Annotated in this window: 19 protein-coding genes; 15 read left to right on the forward strand and 4 right to left on the reverse strand. The window is 71.3% G+C overall.

Annotated elements, in window-relative coordinates; translation table 11 throughout:
* Positions 1-6: 6 nt before the first annotated feature.
* Complete coding sequence (locus tag ACFP2V_RS38180) at positions 7-1,623, reverse strand: carboxyl transferase domain-containing protein (RefSeq protein ID WP_381221191.1); 1,617 nt, start codon at positions 1,621-1,623, stop codon at positions 7-9.
* 85 nt (positions 1,624-1,708) lie between these two features.
* Here ACFP2V_RS38180 and ACFP2V_RS38185 point away from each other — a divergent pair, with 85 nt between their 5' ends.
* From ACFP2V_RS38185 to ACFP2V_RS38195, 3 genes are all read left to right on the forward strand, one after another.
* Positions 1,709-2,305 (forward strand): SACE_7040 family transcriptional regulator, encoded by a 597-nt coding sequence (locus ACFP2V_RS38185; protein WP_381221194.1) that lies wholly within the window; start codon positions 1,709-1,711, stop codon positions 2,303-2,305.
* 261 nt (positions 2,306-2,566) lie between these two features.
* Positions 2,567-3,724, forward strand: coding sequence for an acyl-CoA dehydrogenase family protein (locus tag ACFP2V_RS38190; protein ID WP_381221196.1), 1,158 nt, complete (start codon positions 2,567-2,569; stop codon positions 3,722-3,724).
* Positions 3,725-3,771: 47 nt separating this feature from the next.
* The gene (locus ACFP2V_RS38195; RefSeq protein WP_381221199.1) at positions 3,772-4,641 is read left to right on the forward strand and encodes an acyl-CoA thioesterase; all 870 of its coding nucleotides are present in this window, start codon (positions 3,772-3,774) and stop codon (positions 4,639-4,641) included.
* Here the strand turns inward: ACFP2V_RS38195 and ACFP2V_RS38200 are convergent, their stop codons facing one another.
* Together ACFP2V_RS38200 and ACFP2V_RS38205 are read right to left on the reverse strand one after the other, a co-directional pair.
* Positions 4,642-5,451 carry a phosphatase gene (locus ACFP2V_RS38200; RefSeq protein WP_381221202.1) on the reverse strand — a complete coding sequence of 270 codons (810 nt, stop codon included), beginning with the start codon at positions 5,449-5,451 and terminating at the stop codon, positions 4,642-4,644. It lies immediately after the preceding gene.
* Positions 5,452-5,567: 116 nt separating this feature from the next.
* Positions 5,568-7,139: a PucR family transcriptional regulator ligand-binding domain-containing protein gene (locus ACFP2V_RS38205; protein WP_381221205.1), complete on the reverse strand. Its 1,572-nt coding sequence runs from the start codon at positions 7,137-7,139 to the stop codon at positions 5,568-5,570.
* 173 nt (positions 7,140-7,312) lie between these two features.
* Here ACFP2V_RS38205 and speB point away from each other — a divergent pair, with 173 nt between their 5' ends.
* From speB to ACFP2V_RS38265, 12 genes are all read left to right on the forward strand, one after another.
* Positions 7,313-8,293 (forward strand): agmatinase, encoded by a 981-nt coding sequence (gene speB / locus ACFP2V_RS38210; RefSeq protein WP_381221208.1) that lies wholly within the window; start codon positions 7,313-7,315, stop codon positions 8,291-8,293.
* Positions 8,290-9,975, forward strand: a complete 1,686-nt coding sequence (locus ACFP2V_RS38215; protein WP_381221211.1) for a thiamine pyrophosphate-binding protein — start codon at positions 8,290-8,292, stop codon at positions 9,973-9,975. The genes speB and ACFP2V_RS38215 overlap by 4 nt, the downstream gene beginning before the upstream one ends.
* A 73-nt stretch (positions 9,976-10,048) precedes the next feature.
* Positions 10,049-10,468 (forward strand): hypothetical protein, encoded by a 420-nt coding sequence (locus ACFP2V_RS38220; protein ID WP_381221214.1) that lies wholly within the window; start codon positions 10,049-10,051, stop codon positions 10,466-10,468.
* The gene (locus tag ACFP2V_RS38225; protein ID WP_381221217.1) at positions 10,465-12,708 is read left to right on the forward strand and encodes a tetratricopeptide repeat protein; all 2,244 of its coding nucleotides are present in this window, start codon (positions 10,465-10,467) and stop codon (positions 12,706-12,708) included. The genes ACFP2V_RS38220 and ACFP2V_RS38225 overlap by 4 nt, the downstream gene beginning before the upstream one ends.
* Before the next feature lie 90 nt (positions 12,709-12,798).
* Positions 12,799-14,079, forward strand: coding sequence for an MFS transporter (locus ACFP2V_RS38230; RefSeq protein ID WP_381221220.1), 1,281 nt, complete (start codon positions 12,799-12,801; stop codon positions 14,077-14,079).
* Positions 14,080-14,199: 120 nt separating this feature from the next.
* Complete coding sequence (locus ACFP2V_RS38235; RefSeq protein ID WP_381221224.1) at positions 14,200-14,592, forward strand: helix-turn-helix domain-containing protein; 393 nt, start codon at positions 14,200-14,202, stop codon at positions 14,590-14,592.
* A gap of 95 nt (positions 14,593-14,687) precedes the next feature.
* On the forward strand, positions 14,688-15,098 hold the full coding sequence (locus tag ACFP2V_RS38240) for a VOC family protein (RefSeq protein ID WP_381221227.1): 411 nt from the start codon (positions 14,688-14,690) through the stop codon (positions 15,096-15,098).
* A gap of 152 nt (positions 15,099-15,250) precedes the next feature.
* Positions 15,251-15,805: a GNAT family N-acetyltransferase gene (locus ACFP2V_RS38245; RefSeq protein ID WP_381221230.1), complete on the forward strand. Its 555-nt coding sequence runs from the start codon at positions 15,251-15,253 to the stop codon at positions 15,803-15,805.
* 169 nt (positions 15,806-15,974) lie between these two features.
* Positions 15,975-16,805 carry a phosphotransferase enzyme family protein gene (locus ACFP2V_RS38250; RefSeq protein ID WP_381221233.1) on the forward strand — a complete coding sequence of 277 codons (831 nt, stop codon included), beginning with the start codon at positions 15,975-15,977 and terminating at the stop codon, positions 16,803-16,805.
* Between the two features lie 255 nt (positions 16,806-17,060).
* A complete protein-coding gene (locus ACFP2V_RS38255; RefSeq protein WP_381221236.1) occupies positions 17,061-18,314 on the forward strand; it encodes an AAA family ATPase in 1,254 nt (417 codons plus the stop codon).
* Positions 18,314-18,991, forward strand: a complete 678-nt coding sequence (locus ACFP2V_RS38260) for an RloB family protein (protein WP_381221239.1) — start codon at positions 18,314-18,316, stop codon at positions 18,989-18,991. Before ACFP2V_RS38255 ends, ACFP2V_RS38260 begins: the two co-directional genes overlap by 1 nt.
* A gap of 125 nt (positions 18,992-19,116) precedes the next feature.
* Positions 19,117-20,850 carry a type I restriction-modification system subunit M gene (locus ACFP2V_RS38265; RefSeq protein WP_381221243.1) on the forward strand — a complete coding sequence of 578 codons (1,734 nt, stop codon included), beginning with the start codon at positions 19,117-19,119 and terminating at the stop codon, positions 20,848-20,850.
* 10 nt (positions 20,851-20,860) lie between these two features.
* Here ACFP2V_RS38265 and ACFP2V_RS38270 read toward each other — a convergent pair whose 3' ends face one another.
* Positions 20,861-22,096, reverse strand: coding sequence for an IS701 family transposase (locus ACFP2V_RS38270; RefSeq protein WP_381221364.1), 1,236 nt, complete (start codon positions 22,094-22,096; stop codon positions 20,861-20,863).
* Positions 22,097-22,230: the final 134 nt, after the last annotated feature.

A 22,230-nucleotide genomic window follows, 5' to 3' on the forward strand; every position in this document is an offset into this window, starting at 1 on the left:
GTCCCCTCACATCCGGAAGACGCCGAACTGGGGGTCGCCCAGTGGCGCGTTGGCGCACGCGGTCAGGGCCAGGCCCAGGACCTGCCGGGTCTCCAGCGGGTCGATCACTCCGTCGTCCCACAGGCGGGCCGTCGCGTAGTAGGCGTTGCCCTGCCGCTCGTACTGCGCGCGGACCGGCGCCTTGAAGGCGTCCTCGTCCTCGGCCGGCCAGCTCTCTCCGCGCGCCTCCAACTGGTCGCGTTTGACCGTCGCCAGCACCGAGGCGGCCTGTTCGCCGCCCATGACCGAGATCTTGGCGCCCGGCCACATCCACAGGAAGCGGGGCGAGTACGCCCTGCCGCACATCGAGTAGTTGCCCGCGCCGTACGAACCGCCGACCACCACCGTCAGCTTCGGCACCCGCGTGCACGCCACCGCCGTCACCATCTTGGCGCCGTGCTTGGCGATGCCGCCGGCCTCGTAGTCCTTGCCGACCATGAAGCCGGAGATGTTCTGCAGGAACACCAGCGGGATCCCGCGCTGGTCGCACAGCTCGATGAAGTGGGCGCCCTTCTGGGCCGACTCGGAGAACAGGATGCCGTTGTTGGCGACGATCCCCACCGGATGGCCGTGGATCCGGGCGAAACCGGTGACCAGGGTCTGCCCGAACTCCGCCTTGAACTCGGCGAAACGCGACCCGTCCACCACGCGCGCGATGACCTCCCGCACGTCGTACGGCGTACGGGGGTCGACCGGGACCGCGCCGTACAGCGACAGCGGGTCGACCTTGGGCTCCACGGCCTGCTCGACCCCCCAGGGGAGCGGACCGCGCGCCGGGAGGGTCGAGACGATGTTCCGCACGATCCTGAGCGCGTGCGCGTCGTCCTCGGCGAGATGGTCGGTGACGCCGGAGACCCGCGCGTGCACCTCGCCGCCGCCCAGCTCCTCCGCCGTGACCACCTCGCCGGTGGCCGCCTTCACCAGGGGCGGGCCGCCGAGGAAGATCGTGCCCTGGCCGCGGACGATCACCGCCTCGTCGCTCATCGCCGGGACGTACGCCCCGCCCGCCGTGCACGAACCCAGCACGGCCGCGATCTGCGGGATGCCGGCGCCGGACATCCGGGCCTGGTTGTAGAAGATCCTCCCGAAGTGGTCCCGGTCGGGGAACACCTCGTCCTGCATCGGCAGGAAGGCGCCGCCGGAGTCCACCAGGTAGACACAGGGCAGCCGGTTGTCCAGGGCCACCTCCTGCGCGCGCAGGTGCTTCTTCACCGTCATCGGGTAGTACGTGCCGCCCTTGACGGTCGCGTCGTTGGCGACCACCACGCACTCGCGCCCGGAGACCCGCCCGATCCCGGCGATCACCCCGGCCGCCGGGGCCTGACCCTCGTACATTCCGTCGGCCGCCAGCGGGGCCAGCTCCAGGAAGGGCGAACCGGGGTCGAGGAGGGTGTCCACGCGCTCGCGCGGCAGCAGCTTCCCCCGCGCGGTGTGCCGGGCCCGCGCCCGTTCGCCGCCGCCGAGCGCGGCCGCCGCCAGCTTGGCGCGCAGCTCCTCGACGAGCGCGCGGTGCGCCTCCTCGTTGGCCCGAAAGAACTCCGACGCGGGATCGGCCGCGCTGTGAAGTTCCGGTGCCTCGTGCATCCTGCGGTCCCCTCACTGGTTAATGAGCGTTAACGCGTTCCCTCCAGGTTAACGATCGCTAACCCCGCTGTCTAGAATCGATCCCATGGCCACCAGAACCGATGCCCCGACCCGCCGCGAGCAGATCCTCAAGGAGGCCGCGCGGCTGTTCGCCGAGCGCGGTTTCCACGGAGTCGGGGTCGACGAGATAGGCGCCGCGGTCGGCATCAGCGGACCCGGCCTGTACCGGCACTTCCCGGGCAAGGACGCGATGCTCTCGGAGCTGCTGGTGGGGATCAGCGGCCAGCTGCTCACCGGCGCGAAACAACGCCTGAAGGAGGTCGACGGGGCGGCTCCCGAGGTGGTCCTGGACTCGCTGCTCGAGGGCCACATCGACTTCGCGCTCGACGACCGGCCCCTCATCACCCTGCACGACCGTGAGCTGGACCGCCTCCGGGACAGCGACCGCAAGCTGGTGCGGCAGTTGCAGCGGCAGTACGTCGAACTGTGGGTCGGGGTGGTGCGCGCGCTGTATCCGGACCTGGCCGAACCCGCCGCCCGCTCGGCCGTGCACTCCGTGTTCGGGCTGCTCAACTCCACCCCGCACCTCGCCCGGCCCGGCTCCCTGCCCGGCCGCGCCACGACGGCGGCACTCCTGCACCGGATGGCCCGCGGCGCCTTCGCCGCGGCGAGCTCGGCCTGAACCGGGGGCCCGGCCGGGCCGGGGCCGGGCAGGGGGCTCGGTCCGGCCTCGGGTTCACCCTCTCGGGCCCCTCCCGGGCCCGGCGCACGTGACGAGCGTTACGGGGGGCGTGGTCTGGACGGCTCTGGCTACTCGCCGGTACGGTTGCGGTACTGAGCAAGCGCTTAGGTGCGTGGGGCGGCCAGGTTGTGGGGCACCCCGGCGTCGGGCGACCAGGAACGCGACAGCGGCGCCGGACCAGGCGCGAAGGAGGGTGGCGGCGTGCGCCGTACGGTGTTCAACGAGGACCACGAGGCTTTCCGGGAGACCATCCGCGACTTCATCGAGGCCGAGGTCGTCCCGGTCTACGACGAGTGGTTCGCGGCGGGCCAGGCGCCCCGCGACTTCTACTACAAGCTCGGTGAGCTGGGCATCTTCGGGATCAGCGTGCCCGAGGAGTTCGGCGGCGCGGGCATGGACACCCACAAGTTCGAGGCCGTCCTCTACGAGGAGACCGCTCGCGCCGGCGTGCAGTTCGGCGGCTCCGGCGTGCACGTGCTGCTCGCCCTGCCGTACCTCAAGATGCTCGCCACCGACGAGCAGAAGAAGCGCTACCTGCCCAAGTTCGCCACCGGCGAGGAGATGTGGGCCATCGCGATGACGGAGCCGGGCACCGGCTCCGACCTCGCGGGCATGAAGACCACCGCCAAGCTGAGCGAGGACGGCACCCACTACGTCCTCAACGGCGCCAAGACCTTCATCACCGGCGGCGTCCACGCCGACAAGGTGATCGTCTGCGCCCGCACCGCCGCCCCGACCGCGGAGGACCGCCGGCACGGCATCTCCCTGTTCGCCGTCGACACCACGTCCGAGGGCTACTCCGTCGGCCGCAAGCTCGACAAGCTCGGCCTGAAGACCTCCGACACCGCCGAGCTGGCGTTCGTCGACGTCAAGGTCCCCGTCGAGGACCTCCTCGGTGAGGAGAACATGGGCTTCTCCTACCTCGGCCACAACCTGGCCTCCGAGCGCTGGGGCATCGCCTTCGGCGCCTACGCGCAGGCCAAGGCCGCCGTCCGGTTCGCCAAACAGTACGTGCAGGAGCGCACCGTCTTCGGCAAGCCGGTCGCCCACTTCCAGAACACCAAGTTCGAGCTGGCCGCCTGCCAGGCCGAGGTGGACGCCGCCGAGGCCGTCGCCGACCGCGCCACGGAGGCCCTGGACGCGGGCGAACTCACCCCCGCCGAGGCCGCCTCCGCCAAGCTGTTCTGCACCGAGGTCGCGCACCGCGTCATCGACCGCTGCCTCCAGCTGCACGGCGGCTACGGCTACATGAACGAGTACCCGATCGCCCGCCTGTACGCGGACAACCGGGTCAACCGCATCTACGGCGGCACCAGCGAGATCATGAAGACGATCATCGCCAAGGACATGGGCCTGTAAGGCCGCCGACATCCCTGGCCTCTACACGTACCGGTACAACTGACCCCATGATCCAGGCACTACAGGAACTCCTCGATCTGCTCGACCTCGAGCAGATCGAGGAGAACATCTTCCGCGGCCGGTCCCACCTTGCCGTCGTCCCCCGTGTCTTCGGCGGGCAGGTCGCCGCGCAGGCGTTGGTCGCCGCCGGGCGGACCGTCCCCGCGGACCGGCCCGCCCACTCCCTGCACGCGTACTTCCTGCGCCCCGGCGACGCCGGCGCGCCCATCGTCTACACCGTCGACCGGATCCGTGACGGCCGCTCCTTCACCACCCGCCGGGTCGTCGCGGTCCAGCACGGCAAGCCGATCTTCCACCTCTCGGCGTCCTTCCAGACGTACGAGGAGGGCCTGGAGCACCAGGAGCCGATGCCGTCCGCGCCCGACCCGGACACGCTGCCCACCTCCCCGGCGCGACTGCGCGACTACGGGCATCTCGCCCCCGACGTCGTCGAGCGCTTCCTGGAGGCCCGCGGGGCCGTGGACCTGCGCTACGTCGACGAGCCGCCCTACGGCCGCTTCGGCGAGCCCCGCGAACCCCACTCCCAGGTGTGGTTCCGCACCAACGGCAAACTCGCCGACGATCCCCTGCTGCACGTCGTCCTCGCCACCTACGTCTCCGACATGACGCTGCTGGACTCGGTGCTGCTCGCCCACGGCCGCGGCGGTTGGGCGGTGGGGGACGTGGTCGGGGCCTCCCTCGACCACGCCATGTGGTTCCACCGCCCGTTCCGTGCCGACGCATGGCTGCTGTACGACCAGCACTCCCCGTCCACGCACGGCGGCCGGGGCCTCGGCCAGGCCCGCATCTACACCCAGGACGGCCGCCTCGCGGTCTCGGTCATCCAGGAGGGCCTGGTCCGCGTCCCGCGGGACTGACTACCCGACCGGCTGGGTCGACTGGACCAGCCCCGCCTCCGCCAGCAGGTACGCCGTCATCGGGTCGTAGTGGCGGGGGCTGACCACGTGGTCGTCGAGGGGGACCGTCACCTGGACGGTGCCCTCCGCCTCGGCCAGGAACAGTGCCGGGTCGTTGCAGTCCGCGTAGCCGACGGAGTCGACGCCGTGCTGCCCCGCACAGCCCGCCCAGCCGTGGTCGGCGACGACCAGGTCGGGCAGCGGGCGACCCTCCCGCTCCAGGGCGGTGAGAATGGCCTTCATCGGCTCACCGGAGTGGGTGTGCCACAGCGTGGCACCGTGCTCCAGCACCGCCACGTCCGCGAACTGCATCACGTACCCCTCCTCCGTGGCCAGCCCGTCCGGGATCACCACGATCTCGCAGCCGGCGGCCCGCAGCGCGGCGGCCGTGGCGCGGTGCACGTCGAGCAGGCCGCCGGGGTGGCCGGTGGCCAGCAGCACCCGCTGCCGGCCGTCCGCCGCCTTGCGCAGCCGCCCCGCCATCCGCTCCAGGGCGGCCACGGTCAGCTCCGGGTCGATGGTGTCCTGGCCGTACCGGTGCTCGGCGTCGTCGCTGACCCCGGCCCGCTCCGCCATCACCGCGAGCACGTCCTGCTCGTCGCTCCAGCGGTCGCCGAGCTCCAGGCCGAGCCAGTAGTGGCGGTCGCCGTTCGCCAGCTTGCGGTAGTGGGAGAGGTTGTTCTCGCGTGGGGTGGCGACATCACCCGCGATGCGCGTGGCGGCGAGGTGGGCGAGGAGTTCGGCGCGGCTGGGCGTCCCGGATATCGGCATGCCCCCCATTGTGGAGCAGCCCGGGGCGGGCGTCCCTGGGGTATCGCCCCCTGGGACGTGCGTCACGTACTCGGACGGCCTCCGTACGCGTACTCGGAGTGGCCGTGGTCCGGGGGTCAGGTGCGGCGCAGGGCGAACCACAGGTTCATGCGTACGTCCGGGTCGTCCAGGTCGGCGTCCAGCAGGGCCGCGCACCGTGCGATCCGCTGTCGCACGGTGTTGCGGTGCACGGACAGGGCCACCGCGGTGCGGTCCCAACTGCCGTGCAGGGACAGCCAGGTGCGCAGGGTGTCGGTGAGCGCGGGCGTGTCAGCGATCGGGGCGAGCAGCATGCGGGCGTGGGCCTGGGCATCCGCCGGGGGGACCAGGTCGTCCAGCGCGGGACGGGCGCCGTGCACGACGAGCGGGGCCCGGGTGGCACGGGCGCGGGCCAGCGCGCGGGCCGCCTGGGTGTCGGCCGCCGGCCAGTCGTGCGGGGCGACGGCGGCGCTGACCCCCAGGGTCCAGCCGGGCTGCGCCTCCGGTTCCCGGCCGGCCGGGACGAGCACCCGTACGATCCCGTCCGCCGGATCCACCAGCGCCGACCCGAGCGCGGCACCGAGCGCGGAGGCCGCCAGGGCGTCCGGGGCCTGTACCTCGGAAGGCCGTACGGTCTGGCGCGCGTGCACGACCCGCCACCGTTCACCGCCGAGCAACGGCGCCACGTCCTGGGGCTCGCTCCCCAGCAGCAGCCGTACGAGCGCGGCGGAGCGGGCCGCGCCGGTACCGCTCTGCTGCTCACCGGTCAGCAGGGCGAGCAGCACCGCGGCCACGGACGCGATGGTGTGGTCCCCGGAGTCCCGGGACGGGGCCGCGACGCCCAGGACGAACCCGTGCCCGGCCCCGAGCGCGTAGGCGGCCAGCCGGACCCCGGCGACCGTGTCCGTGGCGGAGGCGGGCGAGGGACGGGGCCGCGTCCGCCCGGCCGGGGACACCGGACCACCGGCCCCGGGTACTGTCCCGGGCCCCGTTCCGCCCGTCGGGGCCGGCCGGTCCTCGTCCGGGCCCGCCGGGCGTACCACCTCGGCCAGTTTCGCCAGGGCCGTATCGGTCTCCTCGCCCAGGGCGCGGCCCGCGGCGGCGATCTCCGTGCCCTCCGGCCCGAAGAGGACCGCCCGGCCGTCCAGGTGCCGGGAGAGGCGGTGCAGGACCGAGGGGACCGGGTTCGGGCGGGCGGCGGCGGAGGCGAGACTGCGGTGGGCCTCCGTCACGCGGCGCAGTTCCGCCAGCCGGGCCTGCGCCATCAGCTGCCACACCGCGCGCGCCACCCCGGAGAACGTGGTCCGCGGCGGCACCTCCAGGAGCGGCAGCCCCTGGAGCTCGCAGGCCGCGACCAGCGCCTGAGGCATGGTGTCGTGCACCGGAGCCAGGCCGAAACCGAGCGCCGCGCCGCCCGCCGCCACGATCCGGGACACATAGGCGTCGAAGTACCCGGGGCCCGCCCCGTCCGGGATGTGCACGCCCGCCGACAGCAGCAGCTCACCGCCGAGCAGATACGGGTACGGGTCGGCCATCTCCGAGGTGTGCGCCCAGCGCACGACGATGCCGGGGTCCGAGGGCCCGGCGACCCGGCGCAGGCCCAGATCCTCCCGTGCCAGGAGCGCGTCCAGGGGAACCGGAGGCGTGGGGGGAACCGTGGGGTCCGGCATGGTGGACGTTTCCTCCATGTCCATTGTTCGACGTGGATGAAACGTACACTTTGCAGCCGCTTTCCGGCCACCTAACGTCGCCGACAGTACGGCCGGGCCAGGTCCCCGGCGCCAGTAAAGTCATGCGGCAGGCAGTGCATACGCGACGAAGCGTAGGAAAGAAGGCAGTACCCATGAGCAGCGACCAGACGCCCCGCGGGCCCGTCGACTCGTCCCGCGTCCCCCGGTACGCGGGCCCCGCGACCTTCGCCCGGCTGCCCCGGCTCGACGAGGTCGGCCGCGCCGACATCGCCGTGGTGGGCGTGCCGTTCGACTCGGGCGTCTCCTACCGGCCGGGCGCCCGCTTCGGCGGCAACGCCATCCGTGAGGCGTCCCGGCTGCTGCGCCCCTACAACCCCGCGCAGGACGCCTCCCCCTTCGCCCTCGCCCAGGTCGCGGACGGCGGCGACATCGCCGTCAACCCGTTCAACATCAACGAGGCCGTCGAGACCGTCGAGGCCGCCGCCGACGACCTGCTCGGCACCGGCGCCCGCCTGATGACCCTCGGCGGCGACCACACCATCGCCCTGCCGCTGCTCCGCTCGGTCGCCAGGAAGCACGGCCCGGTCGCGCTGCTCCACTTCGACGCCCACCTGGACACCTGGGACACCTACTTCGGCGCCGAGTACACGCACGGCACCCCGTTCCGCCGGGCCGTGGAGGAAGGCATCCTCGACACCTCCGCCCTCTCCCACGTCGGCATCCGCGGCCCGCTCTACGGCAGGCAGGACCTCACCGACGACGAGAAGCTGGGCTTCGGCATCGTCACCTCGGCGGACGTCTACCGCCGGGGCGCCGACGAGGTCGCCGACCAGCTGCGGCAGCGCATCGGCGACCGCCCGCTGTACATCTCCATCGACATCGACTGCCTGGACCCGGCGCACGCCCCCGGCACCGGAACCCCCGAGGCCGGCGGCCTGACCTCCCGCGAACTCCTCGAGATCCTGCGCGGGCTGGCCTCCTGCAACCTGGTCTCGGCGGACCTCGTCGAGGTGGCCCCCGCATACGATCACGCGGAGATCACCTCGGTCGCCGCCTCCCACACGGCGTACGAGCTGACCACGATCATGTCCCGCCAGATCGCAGAGGCCCGTAAGGAGAACGAGGGCAAGTGACCCACGACCACGACCTGGTGCTCCGCCCGACCCCGGCCCAGACCGAGGCCGCGCTGAACCCGCCTCCCGGCCGCACGGGCGGCGACCTGGTCGTGGAAACCCTGGCCGGCCTCGGCGCGACCACCGTCTTCGGGCTGCCCGGCCAGCACGCGCTCGGCGTGTTCGACGCCCTGCGACGCTCGGACCTCAGGTACGTCGGCCTGCGGGTGGAGAACAACGCCGGGTTCGCGGCGGACGCGTACGGCCGCGTCACCGGTGAGGCGGCCCCGCTGCTGCTGTCGACCGGGCCGGGCGCGCTGACCTCGCTGCCCGCGCTCCAGGAGGCCGCCGCCGCCTCCGCCCCCGTGCTGGCGATCGGCAGCCAGGTGCCGACCGCCGGGCTGGGCGGCGGCCGGCACGGCTATCTGCACGAACTGCCCGACCAGGCGGCCTCGTTCCGGGGCGTGGTCAAGTCCGTCCACACCGTGCGCACCGCGTCCCAGATCCCGTCGGCGATCACGGCGGCCTGGAAGTCGGCGCTGACGGTGCCGCACGGCCCCGTGTGGGTGGAGATCCCGCAGGACGTGCTGCTCGCGGAGACGACCCTTCCCGTGGTGACGGCCATGGACGCCACCCCCGACGAACTGCCCCCGCGCCCCGAACTGACCGCTCTCGCCGCCCACTGGCTGACGCACGCGGAGCGCCCCGCGGTCATCGCGGGCGGGGGAGTGATCCGTTCCGACGCCTCGGGCAAGCTCCGCAAGCTCGCCGAACGCCTCCGGGCGCCGGTCGTCACCACGCCCGGCGGTAAGGGGGCCTTCCCCTGGACGCATCCACTGTCGTTGCAGTCCTGGCTGGAGGACCGCCACACGACGGACTTCCTGGAGGACGCCGACGTGCTCCTGGTCGTGGGCTCAGGACTGGGCGAACTCTCCTCGAACTACCACACGTTCACGCCGCGCGGCCGGATCGTCCAGATCGAGGCCGACCTCGGCAAGCTGGAGTCCAACCACCCGGCACTCGGCATCCACGCGGACGCGCGCCTCGCACTCCAGGCCCTGCTGGAGACGGTGGAGCCGCGCGAGGACAGAGCGGCGCCGGAACGCGTCCGCACGCTGCTGTCGAAGGTCGCCGAACGCATCGCCGCCCAGGACCTCACCCTGGAACAGGAGGTGCTGGCGTCCGTCCGCCGGGCCCTGCCCGCCGACGCGCCGTCCTTCTGGGACATGACGATCCTGGCCTACTGGGCCTGGTCCGCCTTCGACGCCAAGGGCCCCAACCACCTGCACTCCGCCCAGGGCGCCGGCGGCCTCGGCTACGGCCTCCCGGCGGCCCTGGGCGCGGCGGTCGCCGATCCCACCCGCCCGGTCCTCGCGGTCTCGGGGGACGGCGGTGCCCTGTACTCCGTCGCCGAGCTGGCCACGGCCCGCCAGTACGACCTCGACGTCACCTGGCTGATCGTCGACGACGGCGGCTACGGCATCCTGCGCGAGTACATGACCGACGCCTACGGCGAGGCCACGGCAACCGAGCTGACCCGCCCGGACTACGTGGCCCTGGCCGAGTCCTTCGGCGCCCCCGGGGTGCGCACCACCCCCGAGGCGCTGGAACGCGACCTGGCGGCGGCCCTGGCCACACCGGGCCCGTCCGTGGTCGTCCTCCCCGCCGTCCTGCGGATGTTCGCACCCACGCACGGACAGTGAGCCCGATCGAACGAGTTCCCGCACCGCGAGCGGCCCGGGGGCCTAGGATCGGAGACCGGCCGTAGGGGGGACCATGGATCCGGAGATCGCCGCACTGGCGGGAACGGCGGGCACGACCGTCGTCACGCTGATGGTGACGAACGCCTGGGAATCGGCGAGGGACGGCATGGTCGCCCTGTGGCGTCGTTTCCAGCCCGACAGGGCCGAGAGCATCGGTGAGGAACTGGAAGCCGGTCGCGAGGATCTGCTCCTCGCCCGCCGGGCCGGTGACGCCGCATCCGAGGCCGAGCTGACCGCCGAATGGCAGGGCCGCGTACGCCGGTTCCTCCTCGCCCGGCCGGAGGCCGCCGACGCCCTGCGCCGCATCCTGGAGGAGCTGAACCCGTCGCCTCCGGGGGAGCCGGGCGCGGAGCGGATCCGGTTGCAGGCCCGGGCGTCGGGCAGCGCCCGGGTCTACCAGGCCGGACGCGATCAGCACATCACCGAACGATGAGCGTGCCGCAGCCGATGGAGGGACGCGCGTCGGACAGCGCCCGGGTCTTCCAGACCGGCGGCGACCAGTACATCGAAGAACACGTCCACCACTACGCTCCGGGCTCGGCCCCGCTGTTCGGACGCCCCTGGGAGGGCCCGGCCGAACCCCGGCGGACCGCCCCCGACTCCGTCCGCCTGCCCCTGGTCGGCCGCGCGCCCGGCGTCCTGCGGGACCGCACCGACCTCATGGAGCGCCTGCGGGCCGCCGTGGCCGGCCCCGGCGGCGACATCCAGGTCCTGCACGGAATGGGCGGCTGCGGCAAGACGGCCGTCGCCCAGGCCCTGTTCACCGAGGCCGTACGGGACCACGGCCGCGTCGGCCTGTGGGTCAACGCCTCCGAACGCGTGTCCCTGCGCGCCGGAATGCTCGCCGTCGCCGGCGATCGCGGTGCCACCGGCGGCGAACTGGCCGCCGCGGCCGGCGGCCGGCGCGCCGCGGCCGACCTGGTCTGGCACCACCTGGACCACTCGGTGAAGCCCTGGCTGCTGGTTCTCGACAACGCCGACGACCCCGGCGTCCTGGAGGAAGGCGCCTGGCTGCGCACGAGCCCCTCGGGGACGGTGCTGGTGACCACCCGCCACGCGACCTCTCCGCTGTGGCGCGCCCCGGGGGCGAGCAGCCATCGGCTCGGCGTGCTCCCCCTGGAGGACGCGACCTCGGTCCTGTGCGATCTGGCCCCGGAGGCGGGTACGCGGGAGTCCGCACGGAAGGTCGCCCGGCGGCTGGGCTGCCTGCCCCTGGCACTGACCCTGGCCGGAGCACATCTGGCCCACCAGTTGTTGGAGTCGTGGTCCATGGACGAGTACGACCGGAGGCTGGGCGAGGAATCGACGGCCCTGGTCGACCGGGGAGCGTCGGCAACCGGCGGGGACCGGTCCCGTCGCCTCGTGGGCCGCACGTGGCAGCTGTCGCTGGACACCCTGGCGCAAGGCGGTCTGCCGGAGGCGACGACCCTGCTGCGGCTGCTGTCCTTCTGGGCGGCGGATCCCGTGCCCCTGTCGCTGCTGATGCCGGCGGCGCGGGGCGGGATCACCCTCGGGCACCTCGATCCGCCGCTGACCGCCGAACGGGTCGAACCGGCCCTGCGCGCGCTCCTCGACCACTCGCTGACCGACCTGGTCGAGGCGGACGGGCACCGCTGCGTGAAAGCCCACGGAGTACTGCTGGACAGTGTCGCGGCGGGCGTGCCCGGTGCCGAACGCGCGCCTCTGGCCGCGGCGGCGGGCCTGCTGCTGCGAGCTGCACTGCCGCGGGAGGGCGCCGCGTCGCCCCAGGCGCGTTCCTCGGCGCGGCTCCTGGCACCGCACGCGGCCGGTCTGCTGCACCGGTCCCACCGCCAGGGGCTGGTGACGGCGGAATCCGTACGGATCGCGGTGCGTGTCGCGCGACTGGTGTACGAGGCGGGGGACTGGACCGCCGCGCTGAACCTCGCCTCCACCGCCGCGAGGACGGCCACGGAGCACCTGGGGGACGAGGACCCGGCGGCCATCGAGGCCCGGTCGGGCCAGGGCCCCATCCTGTTCAGACTCGGCCGGTACGCCGAGGCCGCCGACCTCCTGCGGCCGGTCCACCGGGACGCGTTGCGCGCGCTCGGCCCCCACGACACGCGCACCCTGGACACGGCCTACGAACTGCAGCGGGTGCTGCACCGCCTGGGCGACCTGGAACAAGCCCGTACGCTGCTGGAAGCGGTCCTGGACGGTCGTCGCCACGTGCTCGGGGACGACCACGTCGCCACCCTCAAGACCCGTTGCGAGATGCTGGAACTCCGCTTGTCGCAGAACGAGTTCGTCCACTACGTGGCAGCGGCCGAGGAACTGGCGGGCGACTGCGAACGCCGTCTCGGCCCCGCGCACCTGGTGACCGTGTGGGCGCGTGACGCACTGGCGCGAGGGCTCCTGCGCTCCGGCCGGGGCGCCGAGGCCGAGGACCTCTTCCGCCGGGTGCTCACCGGGCAGAGAGCCGGGTACGGGGACGGCCATCCGCTGGTCCTCGGGGTACTCATCCAGCTCAGCCGCGCCCAGTACGCGCAGGGCAAGCGGGAGCAGGCCGCCGAGAGCGCGCGCGAGGTGGCCGAGCAGCGGGCCGTGATCCTGGGCGAGGACCATCCCGAGACCGCCGCGGCACGCGCCTGGCACGCCGAGATCCAGGCGGAGCCGCCCGCGGGGGAGGGGGCCGGTCCCGGAGAGGGGCGGTGAACGCCGTTCAAGCGGCCGCGGGCCGAACCCCCTGTTAAACTGTGCGAGTTGGCCTCCGGCGCCCAGCGGGCGCATCCGGAGGTTTTTTTCATGCCTTCCGACGACGCCTCCGCAGACGCTTCCGCGTCCCCTCCCGTCCCCGCTCCTCCGCCGGCCGCGATCGGCGCCACCGGCTACCGCGCCCTGCTCCGCAACCGTGAGTTCGCCGGCCTGTACGCCGGCTTCACGCTGACGGTCGCCGCGAGCACCCTGTCGGGCTTCGCACTCGGCACGCTGGTCGACGACCGGACCGGGTCCCCGTTCCTGACGGCCGTGAGCATGTACGGCGCCACGTTCGCGACAGTGCTCGGCGCACTGACACTGATGTCGGTCGCGGACGGGAAGCGTCCTCGCCGGACCCTGGTCACGCTCCAGTGCGTCTCCCTGGCGGGTGTTGCCGCGCAGGCGATTCCGGGGCTGCCCCTGGCCGCCCGGTTCGGTCTCCTCCTGGTCCTGGGGTTCTTCCAGTCCCTCGGCACCGGAGCGCGGATGGGGCTGCTCGCCGAAGTCGTGCCGGCCTCCGCGTACGCGCTCGCCCGGTCGCTGATGAACATCACCTCGGGCGGCACGGCCGTCCTCGGCTACGCCGTCGGCGCCCTCCTGCTGCGCCACCTGAGCCCGCACGGCGTCTTCGCAGTCGCCGCCGTCCTGACCGGACTCGGGCTGGTCGCCGTGGCGACGACCGTCCGGGAACACTCGACCCGTCCGGCCGGTCCGGGCCATCCCGGCCCCCGCCCCGGACTGCGCCGGACCTGGGCGGTCAACGCCGAGCTCCTCTCCCACCCCGGCAGGCATGCGCTGCTGCTGAACCTGTGGGTTCCCAACGGCCTGATCGTCGGCTGCGAGGCACTGTTCATCTCCTACGACTCTGAGCACGCCGGCCTCCTCCTGGCCGCCGGCTCGGCCGGCATGCTCCTCGGAGACCTGACCGTCGGGCGACTGCTCACCGCCGACCGGCGGCGCCGCTGCGCGTTCGCCCTGCGGTTGCTGCTGGCTGTGCCGTACCTGCTGTTCGCCGCCGGCCCGCCCACCTCGGTTGCAGCGGTCGCGGTGTTCGTGGCCGGTGCCGGGTTCGCCGCCACCCTGCCGCTCCAGGAACAGCTTCTCGCGCTGACCCCCGACCCGGTCCGCGGCCAGGTCCAGGGCGTGGAGTCCGCCGGCCGGATGACCTGGCAGGGCATCGGAGCCGCACTCGCCGGCGGCGTCGCCCTGTACCTCGGCCCCGGCCCCACGATCACCGCCCTGGCCGCCCTCTCCATCACCGTCACCGTCCTCTCCCGGCCCTTCGTGGTCCGCGCCAGTTCGACCCGGGGCGAGGCGCCGATCGGGTAGAGCCGGTCAGGGACGATCAGGGGACGTTCCCTGCCGGCACGTTGACGCACGTCGGTGGCGTGCCGGCCGTGAGCGGTCCGCGCATGGTGCGGGGCGAGTGGACCGTGATGGGATGGCACCGTGAGCCGCGCCGCCGAAGAGACCAACCGCCGTATGCTCCGGGCGCGGGACGCGATGGACCGCGACTACGCGCAGCCGATGGACGTCCCTGCCCTGGCTCGCATCGCGCATGGGTCATCGGCGCATTTCACGCCGACCTTCCGGGCCCCGTTCGGTGAGACACCGCACCGCTACCTCCAGCGCCGCCGGGTGGAACGGGCGACGTTCCTGCTGCGGGAGACCGACCACAGCGTGACGACCATCGGCTTCGAGGTCGGCTTCAACAGCCCGGGAACCTTCAGCCGCACGTTCCGCGACATCGTCGGCCGGTCACCGCGCACGTACCGCAAGGAGGCGACGGCCGTGGGCGTGCCGACGTGCTTCACGATGACGTGGACCCGGCCGAGTACCTGACCTTCCGGCAGGCGGCAGGCGGCAGGCGGCAGACGCCCGGCAACCGAGCAGTTTCGGATAAGTTTTCCTCCCGCCGACTCGTTAGCGTGAGCGTCATGTTCAACGCCATCACGCACTCACAGAAATACGTCCTCGACCAGGACGAGGCCCTCGACTTCTACGTCGGCAAGCTCGGTCTGGAGGTCACCGCGGACATCGACATGGGCTTCATGCGCTGGCTGACCGTCAGCGTCCCCGATCACCCCGAGCGGCAGATCCTCCTGGAGAAGCCGGGCGCTCCGGCGATGTCGGAGGAGACGGCGGAGCAGGTGCGCGAGCTGGTGACCAAGGGGGCCATGGGCGGTTGGTTCAACCTCACCACGGACGATTGCCGCAAGACCTACGAGAGGCTGCTGGAGAAGGGCGTGGAGTTCACCCAGGAACCCACCGAGCGCCCGTACGGAATCGACTGCGGCCTGCGTGATCCCTTCGGCAACCGCATCCGCTTCACCCAGCTGAAGGTCTGAGACGTTCCGAACAGATGCCGGGCGGGCCGGGACCGGCCCGTACGCTCCGCGACGCACCTGCGCGGAGCCGGCATGGGCGGTTCTCGGAGACCAACCAGGGCATGATGAGAACTCGCTGGTCGCGGGCCTTTGGACCGTGTTTCCATGCTGAGGTGAAGAGCGAGAGCGTGTCCGGCGCGGACGTATCCCCGAGTACCCGCCACCCGAGTACCCGACAGCGGACCGATCGCGACCTCGGTGACTGTGTGCGGGTGCTGACAGAGGTCCATGAGCACGACGGCTATCCGGTGAACTGGCCCGACCTCCCAGGGGTATGGCTCACGCCACCCTCGCTCATCGCCTCGTGGGTGGCGGAACTGCACGGCCGCATCGTCGGTCATATCGGCCTGTCCCGGAGCGACGTGGGGGACGCGGCACCCGGGCTGTGGAGCGCTCGTGCGGGGGCGAGTACCGACGCGACCGCCGTGGTCAACCGGCTGTTCGTCGCCCCGTGGGCCCGTGGCCACGGGATCGGTGCGCTGCTGATGGCGCGGGCCGTCACGGAATCGAAGGCCCGCGGCCTGCATCCGGTGCTCGACGTGGTGGCTTCCGACACCGCGGCGGCAGCTTTGTACGAGCGGCTCGGCTGGCAGTTCCTGGCCACGGTCGAACAGCAGTGGAGCCCGGAGCAGAAGGTGGCCGTCCGGTGCTATGCGGCGGCAACCTGACAGTGGTGCCCCGGCCACGGCCGCTCGTGACTCGCCGGGTACCGACGTACGGTTCCGGCTGTGTGCGGAAAACGGTCGGCGTGGCTCTCCATCGACAAATTGGTAGGGTGCGCGGGTTGCACCGCTGGGAGAGTCATGGCAGCGCTCAAGGGAGAGGGGCCGGGCGACGATGCAGGCGTCGGAGGTCCCGCGTGCGGTGGCCGCGGCCATGTCGACCGCCTCGTCGCTTGGCCTGAGAGCCGACGACGCGATCGTTCTTCATGACTCGAACAAGCTCACGCTGCGTCTGCTGCCTTGTGACGTCCTGGCCCGGGTTGCACCCGCAGCGCATCAGGTCGCACAGTTCGAAGTCGAGCTTGCTCAGCGGCTCGCCGAATCCGGGTGCCCTGTGGCTGCTCTCGAGCCCCGGGTGGAGCCACGCGTCCATGAGCGTGATGGCTTCGTGGTCACGCTGTGGACCTACCACGAACCCGTGACATCCCGAGAGGTCTCACCAGCCGACTACGCCCATGCGCTCAAGCGGCTGCACGCCGGCATGCGCAAGCTCGACGTCCCGACGCCGCACTTCACGGATCGCGTCGAGCAGGCTCAACAACTCGTGGCGAACCGCGACCGCACTCCGGCGCTCGCCGACGCGGACCGGGAGCTGCTCGGCGACACGTTACGAAGCCTGAGACGAGTGATCGGCGAGCGCGGCGGCGCCGAGCAGCTGCTGCACGGCGAGCCGCACCCGGGCAACGTGCTCACCACGGAGAACGGGCTGCTGTTCATCGACCTTGAGACGTGTTGCCGTGGGCCCGTCGAATTCGACCTCGCCCATGCGCCCGAAGAAGTCGGCGAGCACTATCCGGGCGTCGATCAAGACGTGCTGCGCGAGTGCCGGATCCTCGTGCTGGCGATGGTCACGGCGTGGCGCTGGGATCGAGGCGACCAATTCCCCGACGGGCGCCGGCTGGGCACGGAGTGGCTCGGTCGGATCCGAGCAGCACTCGATCGCTGAAGACGACCGGGTCGGCGCGGACGTGGCGTGCCCGTGGCACCCGGGACGGTGTCGCCGAACACCACGGGGGTCACCGGGCTACCAGATCGCCTCGACCCACTCCGGGTGGTCGACCTTCCGATGCCTGCAGAATGTTGATCACTCGATCGGCTGCGGAGGCGATCCGGTGAACGATATGTTCCCTGAGGTCACAGGTTTCCCGGTCAGGCCATGGCCGGAGGCGGCGACTACCCTGAGCGCGGAGAGGAGGACGGCTTGCTACTGAGATTCCGCGTCGCGAACGTGCGGTCCCTGCGTGACGAGCAGGAGCTGTCGTTCGTCGAGCCTCAGGACGAGACCGACTCCATCGCCCGTTCCGTGGAGCTGGCCGGCGGCCGGTCGATCGGTGTCCTCCCGTTGGTCGGCATCTTCGGCGCCAACGCGTCCGGGAAGTCGAACGTGCTCACGGCGCTCGTCGACATGCGGAATGCCGTCCTCAACTCCTACGCGCGGTGGGCTTCGTACGAGGGTGTTCCGCGCACCGTCTTCGCGCTCGATCCCAAGGGGAAGGACGAGCCGAGCTTCTTCGAAGTGGACCTCGTCGTCGAAGGAGTCCGCTGGACGTACGGGTTCGAGCTGGGTGAGAGCCGCGTCGAGGCCGAATGGCTGCACAGCTACCCGCGCGGTCACCGCCAGGTGTGGCTGGACCGGGACGCTTCCCGGGCGGAGGTGTACGACTGGCCGGGAAGCCGCGTCAAGGACCGCGCGCAGCTGGCCCGGCGGACCCGCCCCAACGCGCTGCTGCTCTCCACGGCGGGGACGGACAACCACCCGCAGCTCTCGCCCCTCTTCCACTGGTTCCGCCGCAACCTGTGGCTGATCGACCCGGAGACCGACCGGGCACAGCGCGAGGCGTTCACCCGGCAGGCGCTCTCCGGAGACCGCGCGCGCCGTATCGAGGAACTGCTGCGCGTGGCGGACCTCGGCATCACCGGAACCGAGGTCGCCGACGACGGCAAGGGCAGGCCGACGGTGAAGCTCGTCCACCGCTCGGCCACCGGGGAAGTCGCCTTCGACTGGCAGACGGAGTCCCTGGGCACCCGTGCCTGGTTCGCCCTCCTCGGCCCGCTGCTGCTCGCCCTCGACGAGGGCGCGGTGCTACTCGTCGACGAACTGGACGCCAGCCTGCACCCGCGGTTCGCCGCCGAAGTCGTCCGGCTCTTCCACGACCCGCACGCCAATCCGAACGGCGCGCAGCTGATCTTCACCTCGCACGATCCGACCGTGCTCACCACCCCGAGCGGTGGGCGACTGCTGCAACCCGGCCAGGTGTGGCTGACGGAGAAGGACAAGGACGGGGCGACCGAGCTGTATCCGCTGACTGCGGCATCCCCGGGGGAGGACGAGGACCTGATGAAGTCGTACCTGGCTGGAGCCTTCGGCGCGGTGCCCTCCCTCATGGAGGGGCAGATCGCCCGGCGTCTGCTGGCCGAGCGCGAGCTCTCGGGACGCGGAGCGGAGCAGGGCTGATGGCAAGAACGCGAGGGAAGGACTCGCTGGGACCCGCGCAGCGCCGGGGGCGGCGCAAGAGAGTCGTCCACGTCTTCACCGAGGGGCTGGTCACCGAGCCCTCGTACATCGAGATTATCAAACAGCACGGCGTGCCGGCCGACCCGACGACGACCGTGGAGGTGCGGATCGCCAACGCCTCCGCCCCCGGCTCCCAGCGCAAGCCGCTCAAGCTGGTCGAGGCGGCGGTCCGGCTGATGCGGGACGAGCAGCGGCAGGCCAAGCGCAGCGGCCTGGAGAAGAAGTACCTGCCGCAGGTCTGGTGCCTCTTCGACCGGGACGAGCACGAGGGCATCGAGACGGCGCTGAAGCAGGCCCGCGAAGGGGACGTCCGGGTCGCCTTCTCCCACCCCTGCTTCGAGGTCTGGCGGCTACTGCACCACAAACCGGTCACCAACACGTTTGGCGGGGGCTACGGCCATGTGACGAACAGACTGCCGTTCGCGAGGACTCCGAAAGACGCGGCCAACATCAAACTGGTACTGCCGCACCAGGTCACCGGCAGTTACGGGGACGCCCGAAAGCGCGCCCTCCAGATGAACGCGCAGCACGGGGACCATGTGGCGCTCGTCAACCGGGACCCCTATACCGACGTGCACGATTTCGTGGAGAAGGGGTTGGGGATCGCCTCGTACTGAGCTGGTACGGCCTCTTTGCCGTTCCTTGTCGTCCGGTATGCAGGGGGCACCGGCCGGTGGATTTCGATGTCGGCACGCGCCGCCCGTAAGGCTCCCACGTCACTTCAGGTCGTAGGGAGTCGTACGTGGCCAAGCTCACGCTCGCGCAGTTGGAGCGGCATCTCTTCGCCGCCGCGGACATCCTCCGCGGGACGATGGACGCCTCCGAGTACAAGGACTACATCTTCGGTCTGCTCTTCCTGAAGCGCGCCAACGACGAGTTCGAGGCGGCGCGTGAGGAGATCAGGGAGTACGCGGTCAGGGACCTTGGCCTGACCGAGGAGATGCTGCCCGGGTTCCTCGAGCAGGAGTCCGAGTACAGCGAGCGCGACGTGCTGTTCGTCCCGAGGAACGCCCGCTGGAAGTGGATCTCGTCGGCCACCCACAACATCACCGAGGACCGGCTGCGCCCGGCCCTTCATGCCTTGGAGGGCCAGAACTCCAAGCTCAAGGGCCTCTTCGACCACCTCGACTTCAACCGCATCGGCGGTTCCGGCGCGGCGGCGGGCGCGACCAAGCTCGCCGACCAGCGGCTCAAGCTGCTCATCGCCCACTTCGGCCGGATCCGGCTGCGCACGGACGACTTCGAGTTCCCCGACCTGATCGGTGCCGCCTACGAGTACCTGATCAAGGAGTTCGCGGACTCGGCCGGCCGCAAGGGTGGCGAGTTCTACACTCCACGCGCGGTGGTCCGCATGATGGTCGAGTTGTTGGGCCCCCGGCAGGGCATGCGGATCTACGACCCCTGCGTCGGCTCGGGCGGCATGCTCATTCACGCCAAGGAGTATGTGGAGGAGCACGGCGGCGACACCTCGGACATGTTCTTCGCGGGCCAGGACGCCAACAGCAGCTCGTGGATCATGTCGACGATGAACATGGTCCTGCACGGCGTGCGCCGCTTCGACCTGCGCACGGGGGACACGCTCGCCGAGTCGGCGCACGTGCCCAAGTCGGACGCGGACCGGTTCGACGGGGTGCTCAGTAACCCGCCGTTCTCCATGGACTACGCGCTCGGCGACATGGCACACAGCGCGCAGCGCACGACGTACGGGGCGACGAGCGAGCGCAGCAAGGCCGACCTGATGTTCCTCCAGCACATGCTGTGGGAGACCAAGCGGGAGGGCCGCGGCGGCATGGTCATCACGGTCATGCCGCACGGTGTGCTGTTCCGCGGGGGCGGCGAGCTGGAGATCCGTAGGAACCTCCTCGGCGAGGACGCGATCGAGGCGGTCATCGGCCTCGCCCCGAACATCTTCTACGGCACGGGCATCCCTGCCTGCATCCTGGTGCTGCGCCCGCCAGGAAAGAAGGACCCGGCGCGAGCGGGCAAGGTCTTGTTCATCAACGCGGACCGCGAGTTCCACGCGGAGCGGGCGCAGAACATCCTGCTGCCCGAGCACGCCGAGAAGATCGTCTCCACCTTCCACGAGTACGCGGAAGTGCCCGGGTTCTCCCGTGTAGTCAGTCGCGAGGAGCTGCGGGACAACGACGACAACCTCAACATCCGCCGCTATGTGGACAACACGCCGCCGCCGGAGCCGCAGGATCTGTGGGCGTACCTGGTTGGCGGCGTGCCACGGACGGAGATCGAGGCGAAGAAAGAACTGCTCGACTCTTACGGGATCGTGCTGACTGATTTCTTTGACGAGCGCCTTCCTGCGGACCCTGGGTATGTGGACTTCCTACCTGAGGGGCAGCAGCGGAACACGGTTTGGATCGGTGACTTGGCCCGTCGGCGAGAGGAGGAACTGAGGGCTGCCTTCGCGGAATGGTGGAACGTGGAAATCCAGCGGCTGGAGACACTAGTACTCCAGCCGTAGATCGTGATCTTCATGTCTGAGCGGCTTGTCGCCTGTAGTGGCTGGTCTGGGATCGGGCCTGGTGGCGGCGTCGCCAGTCGGACCAGCCGAGCCGAAGGGCGGCATCGTGGACGGGCCGGACGACGAGAGTGATGAACAGGCGCTGGATCTCGTTGCAGGTGAGCGGTATGAGGCCGTTCGGTGCCGGTTGGCGGGCGTGTTCGTCGGCTCGGACGACGGCGAGGAAGGCATGCGCGAGCATGGCGAGGGTGACCCAGCGACACCAGGACGCGTAGCGGCGGACCTGGTGCTCGTCCAGTGCAGCCAGGCCCTTGCCGGACTGGAAGAACTCCTCGACCCGCCACCTTGATCCAGCTACTCGCACCAGCTCGGCCAGCGGCACTGGTGTGGGCGAGTAGCAGCGGTAGTAAGCGAGTTCGCCGGTGCTGCGGTTGCGGCGAATCAGAAGTTGACGGCTGCCGGGGGCGGGGTCGGCGAGGTCGATGACCGCCCAGTCGTAGAATCGGTGCCCCTTCGCCCCTGCTCCGGCGGAGAGTTTCTGCCAGGCCCGCTTGGGCACCCTCTTGGCCAGGACGTCTGCGCGGAACTTCCCCGCGCCGGTGGGGGCTTCGTGCGAGCAGGCCACCGCGAGGACGTAGCCGGTGCCGCGCTCCTCCAGCGCGCCTCGCAGTTTGGGGTTGCCGCCGTAGGCCTCGTCGCCCGCGACCCACGCGGCCTGGTGGCCGGCGTCCAAGAACCGGGCGACCATGCGCGCGGCCAGCTCCGGCTTGGTAGCGAAGGATGCCCGCTCGCCGAGACCGGCATCGCGGCAGCGGTCGGGGTCGGAGGTCCAGGAGCGCGGAACATACAGTTCCCGGTCCACAGCGGCGTGCCCGCGCTCTCCCGCGTAGACCAGGTAGACAGCGACTTGGGCGTTCTCGATTCTGCCCGCCGTGCCGGTGTACTGGCGCTGGACACCGACCGTGCCGGTGCCCTTCTTCACATCGCCGGTCTCGTCGACCACCAGCACCGCCTGGTCGTCGTGCAGGTGATCCACCACGTAACCGCGCACGTCGTCGCGGACTTGGTCGGCGTCCCACCTGGCCCGCTCCAGCAGGTGCTGCATTCCACCCGGGGTCGATTCCCCGACCCATTCGGCGATGGTCCAGCAGTTCTTGCGCGGCAGGTCCGACAAGAGCCCGAGCACCAACTGTCGGGCCCGACGCCGGGGTTCGACGCGCGCGAAGCGGCCCGCGATCCGGCCCATCAGGCCCTCGAATGCCTCCTGCCATCGGGCAGGGTCTACGCTGTGACCTGCGGCCACCGCATGATCTTCAGTCTTCACACACCGATGATCAACGGTGGCCGTACCTGTTCCCGCACCGGCGCCCCCCAGCACGA

It is taken from the genome of Streptomyces incanus (genome assembly GCF_042656345.1).
Taxonomy (GTDB): domain Bacteria; phylum Actinomycetota; class Actinomycetes; order Streptomycetales; family Streptomycetaceae; genus Streptomyces; species Streptomyces incanus.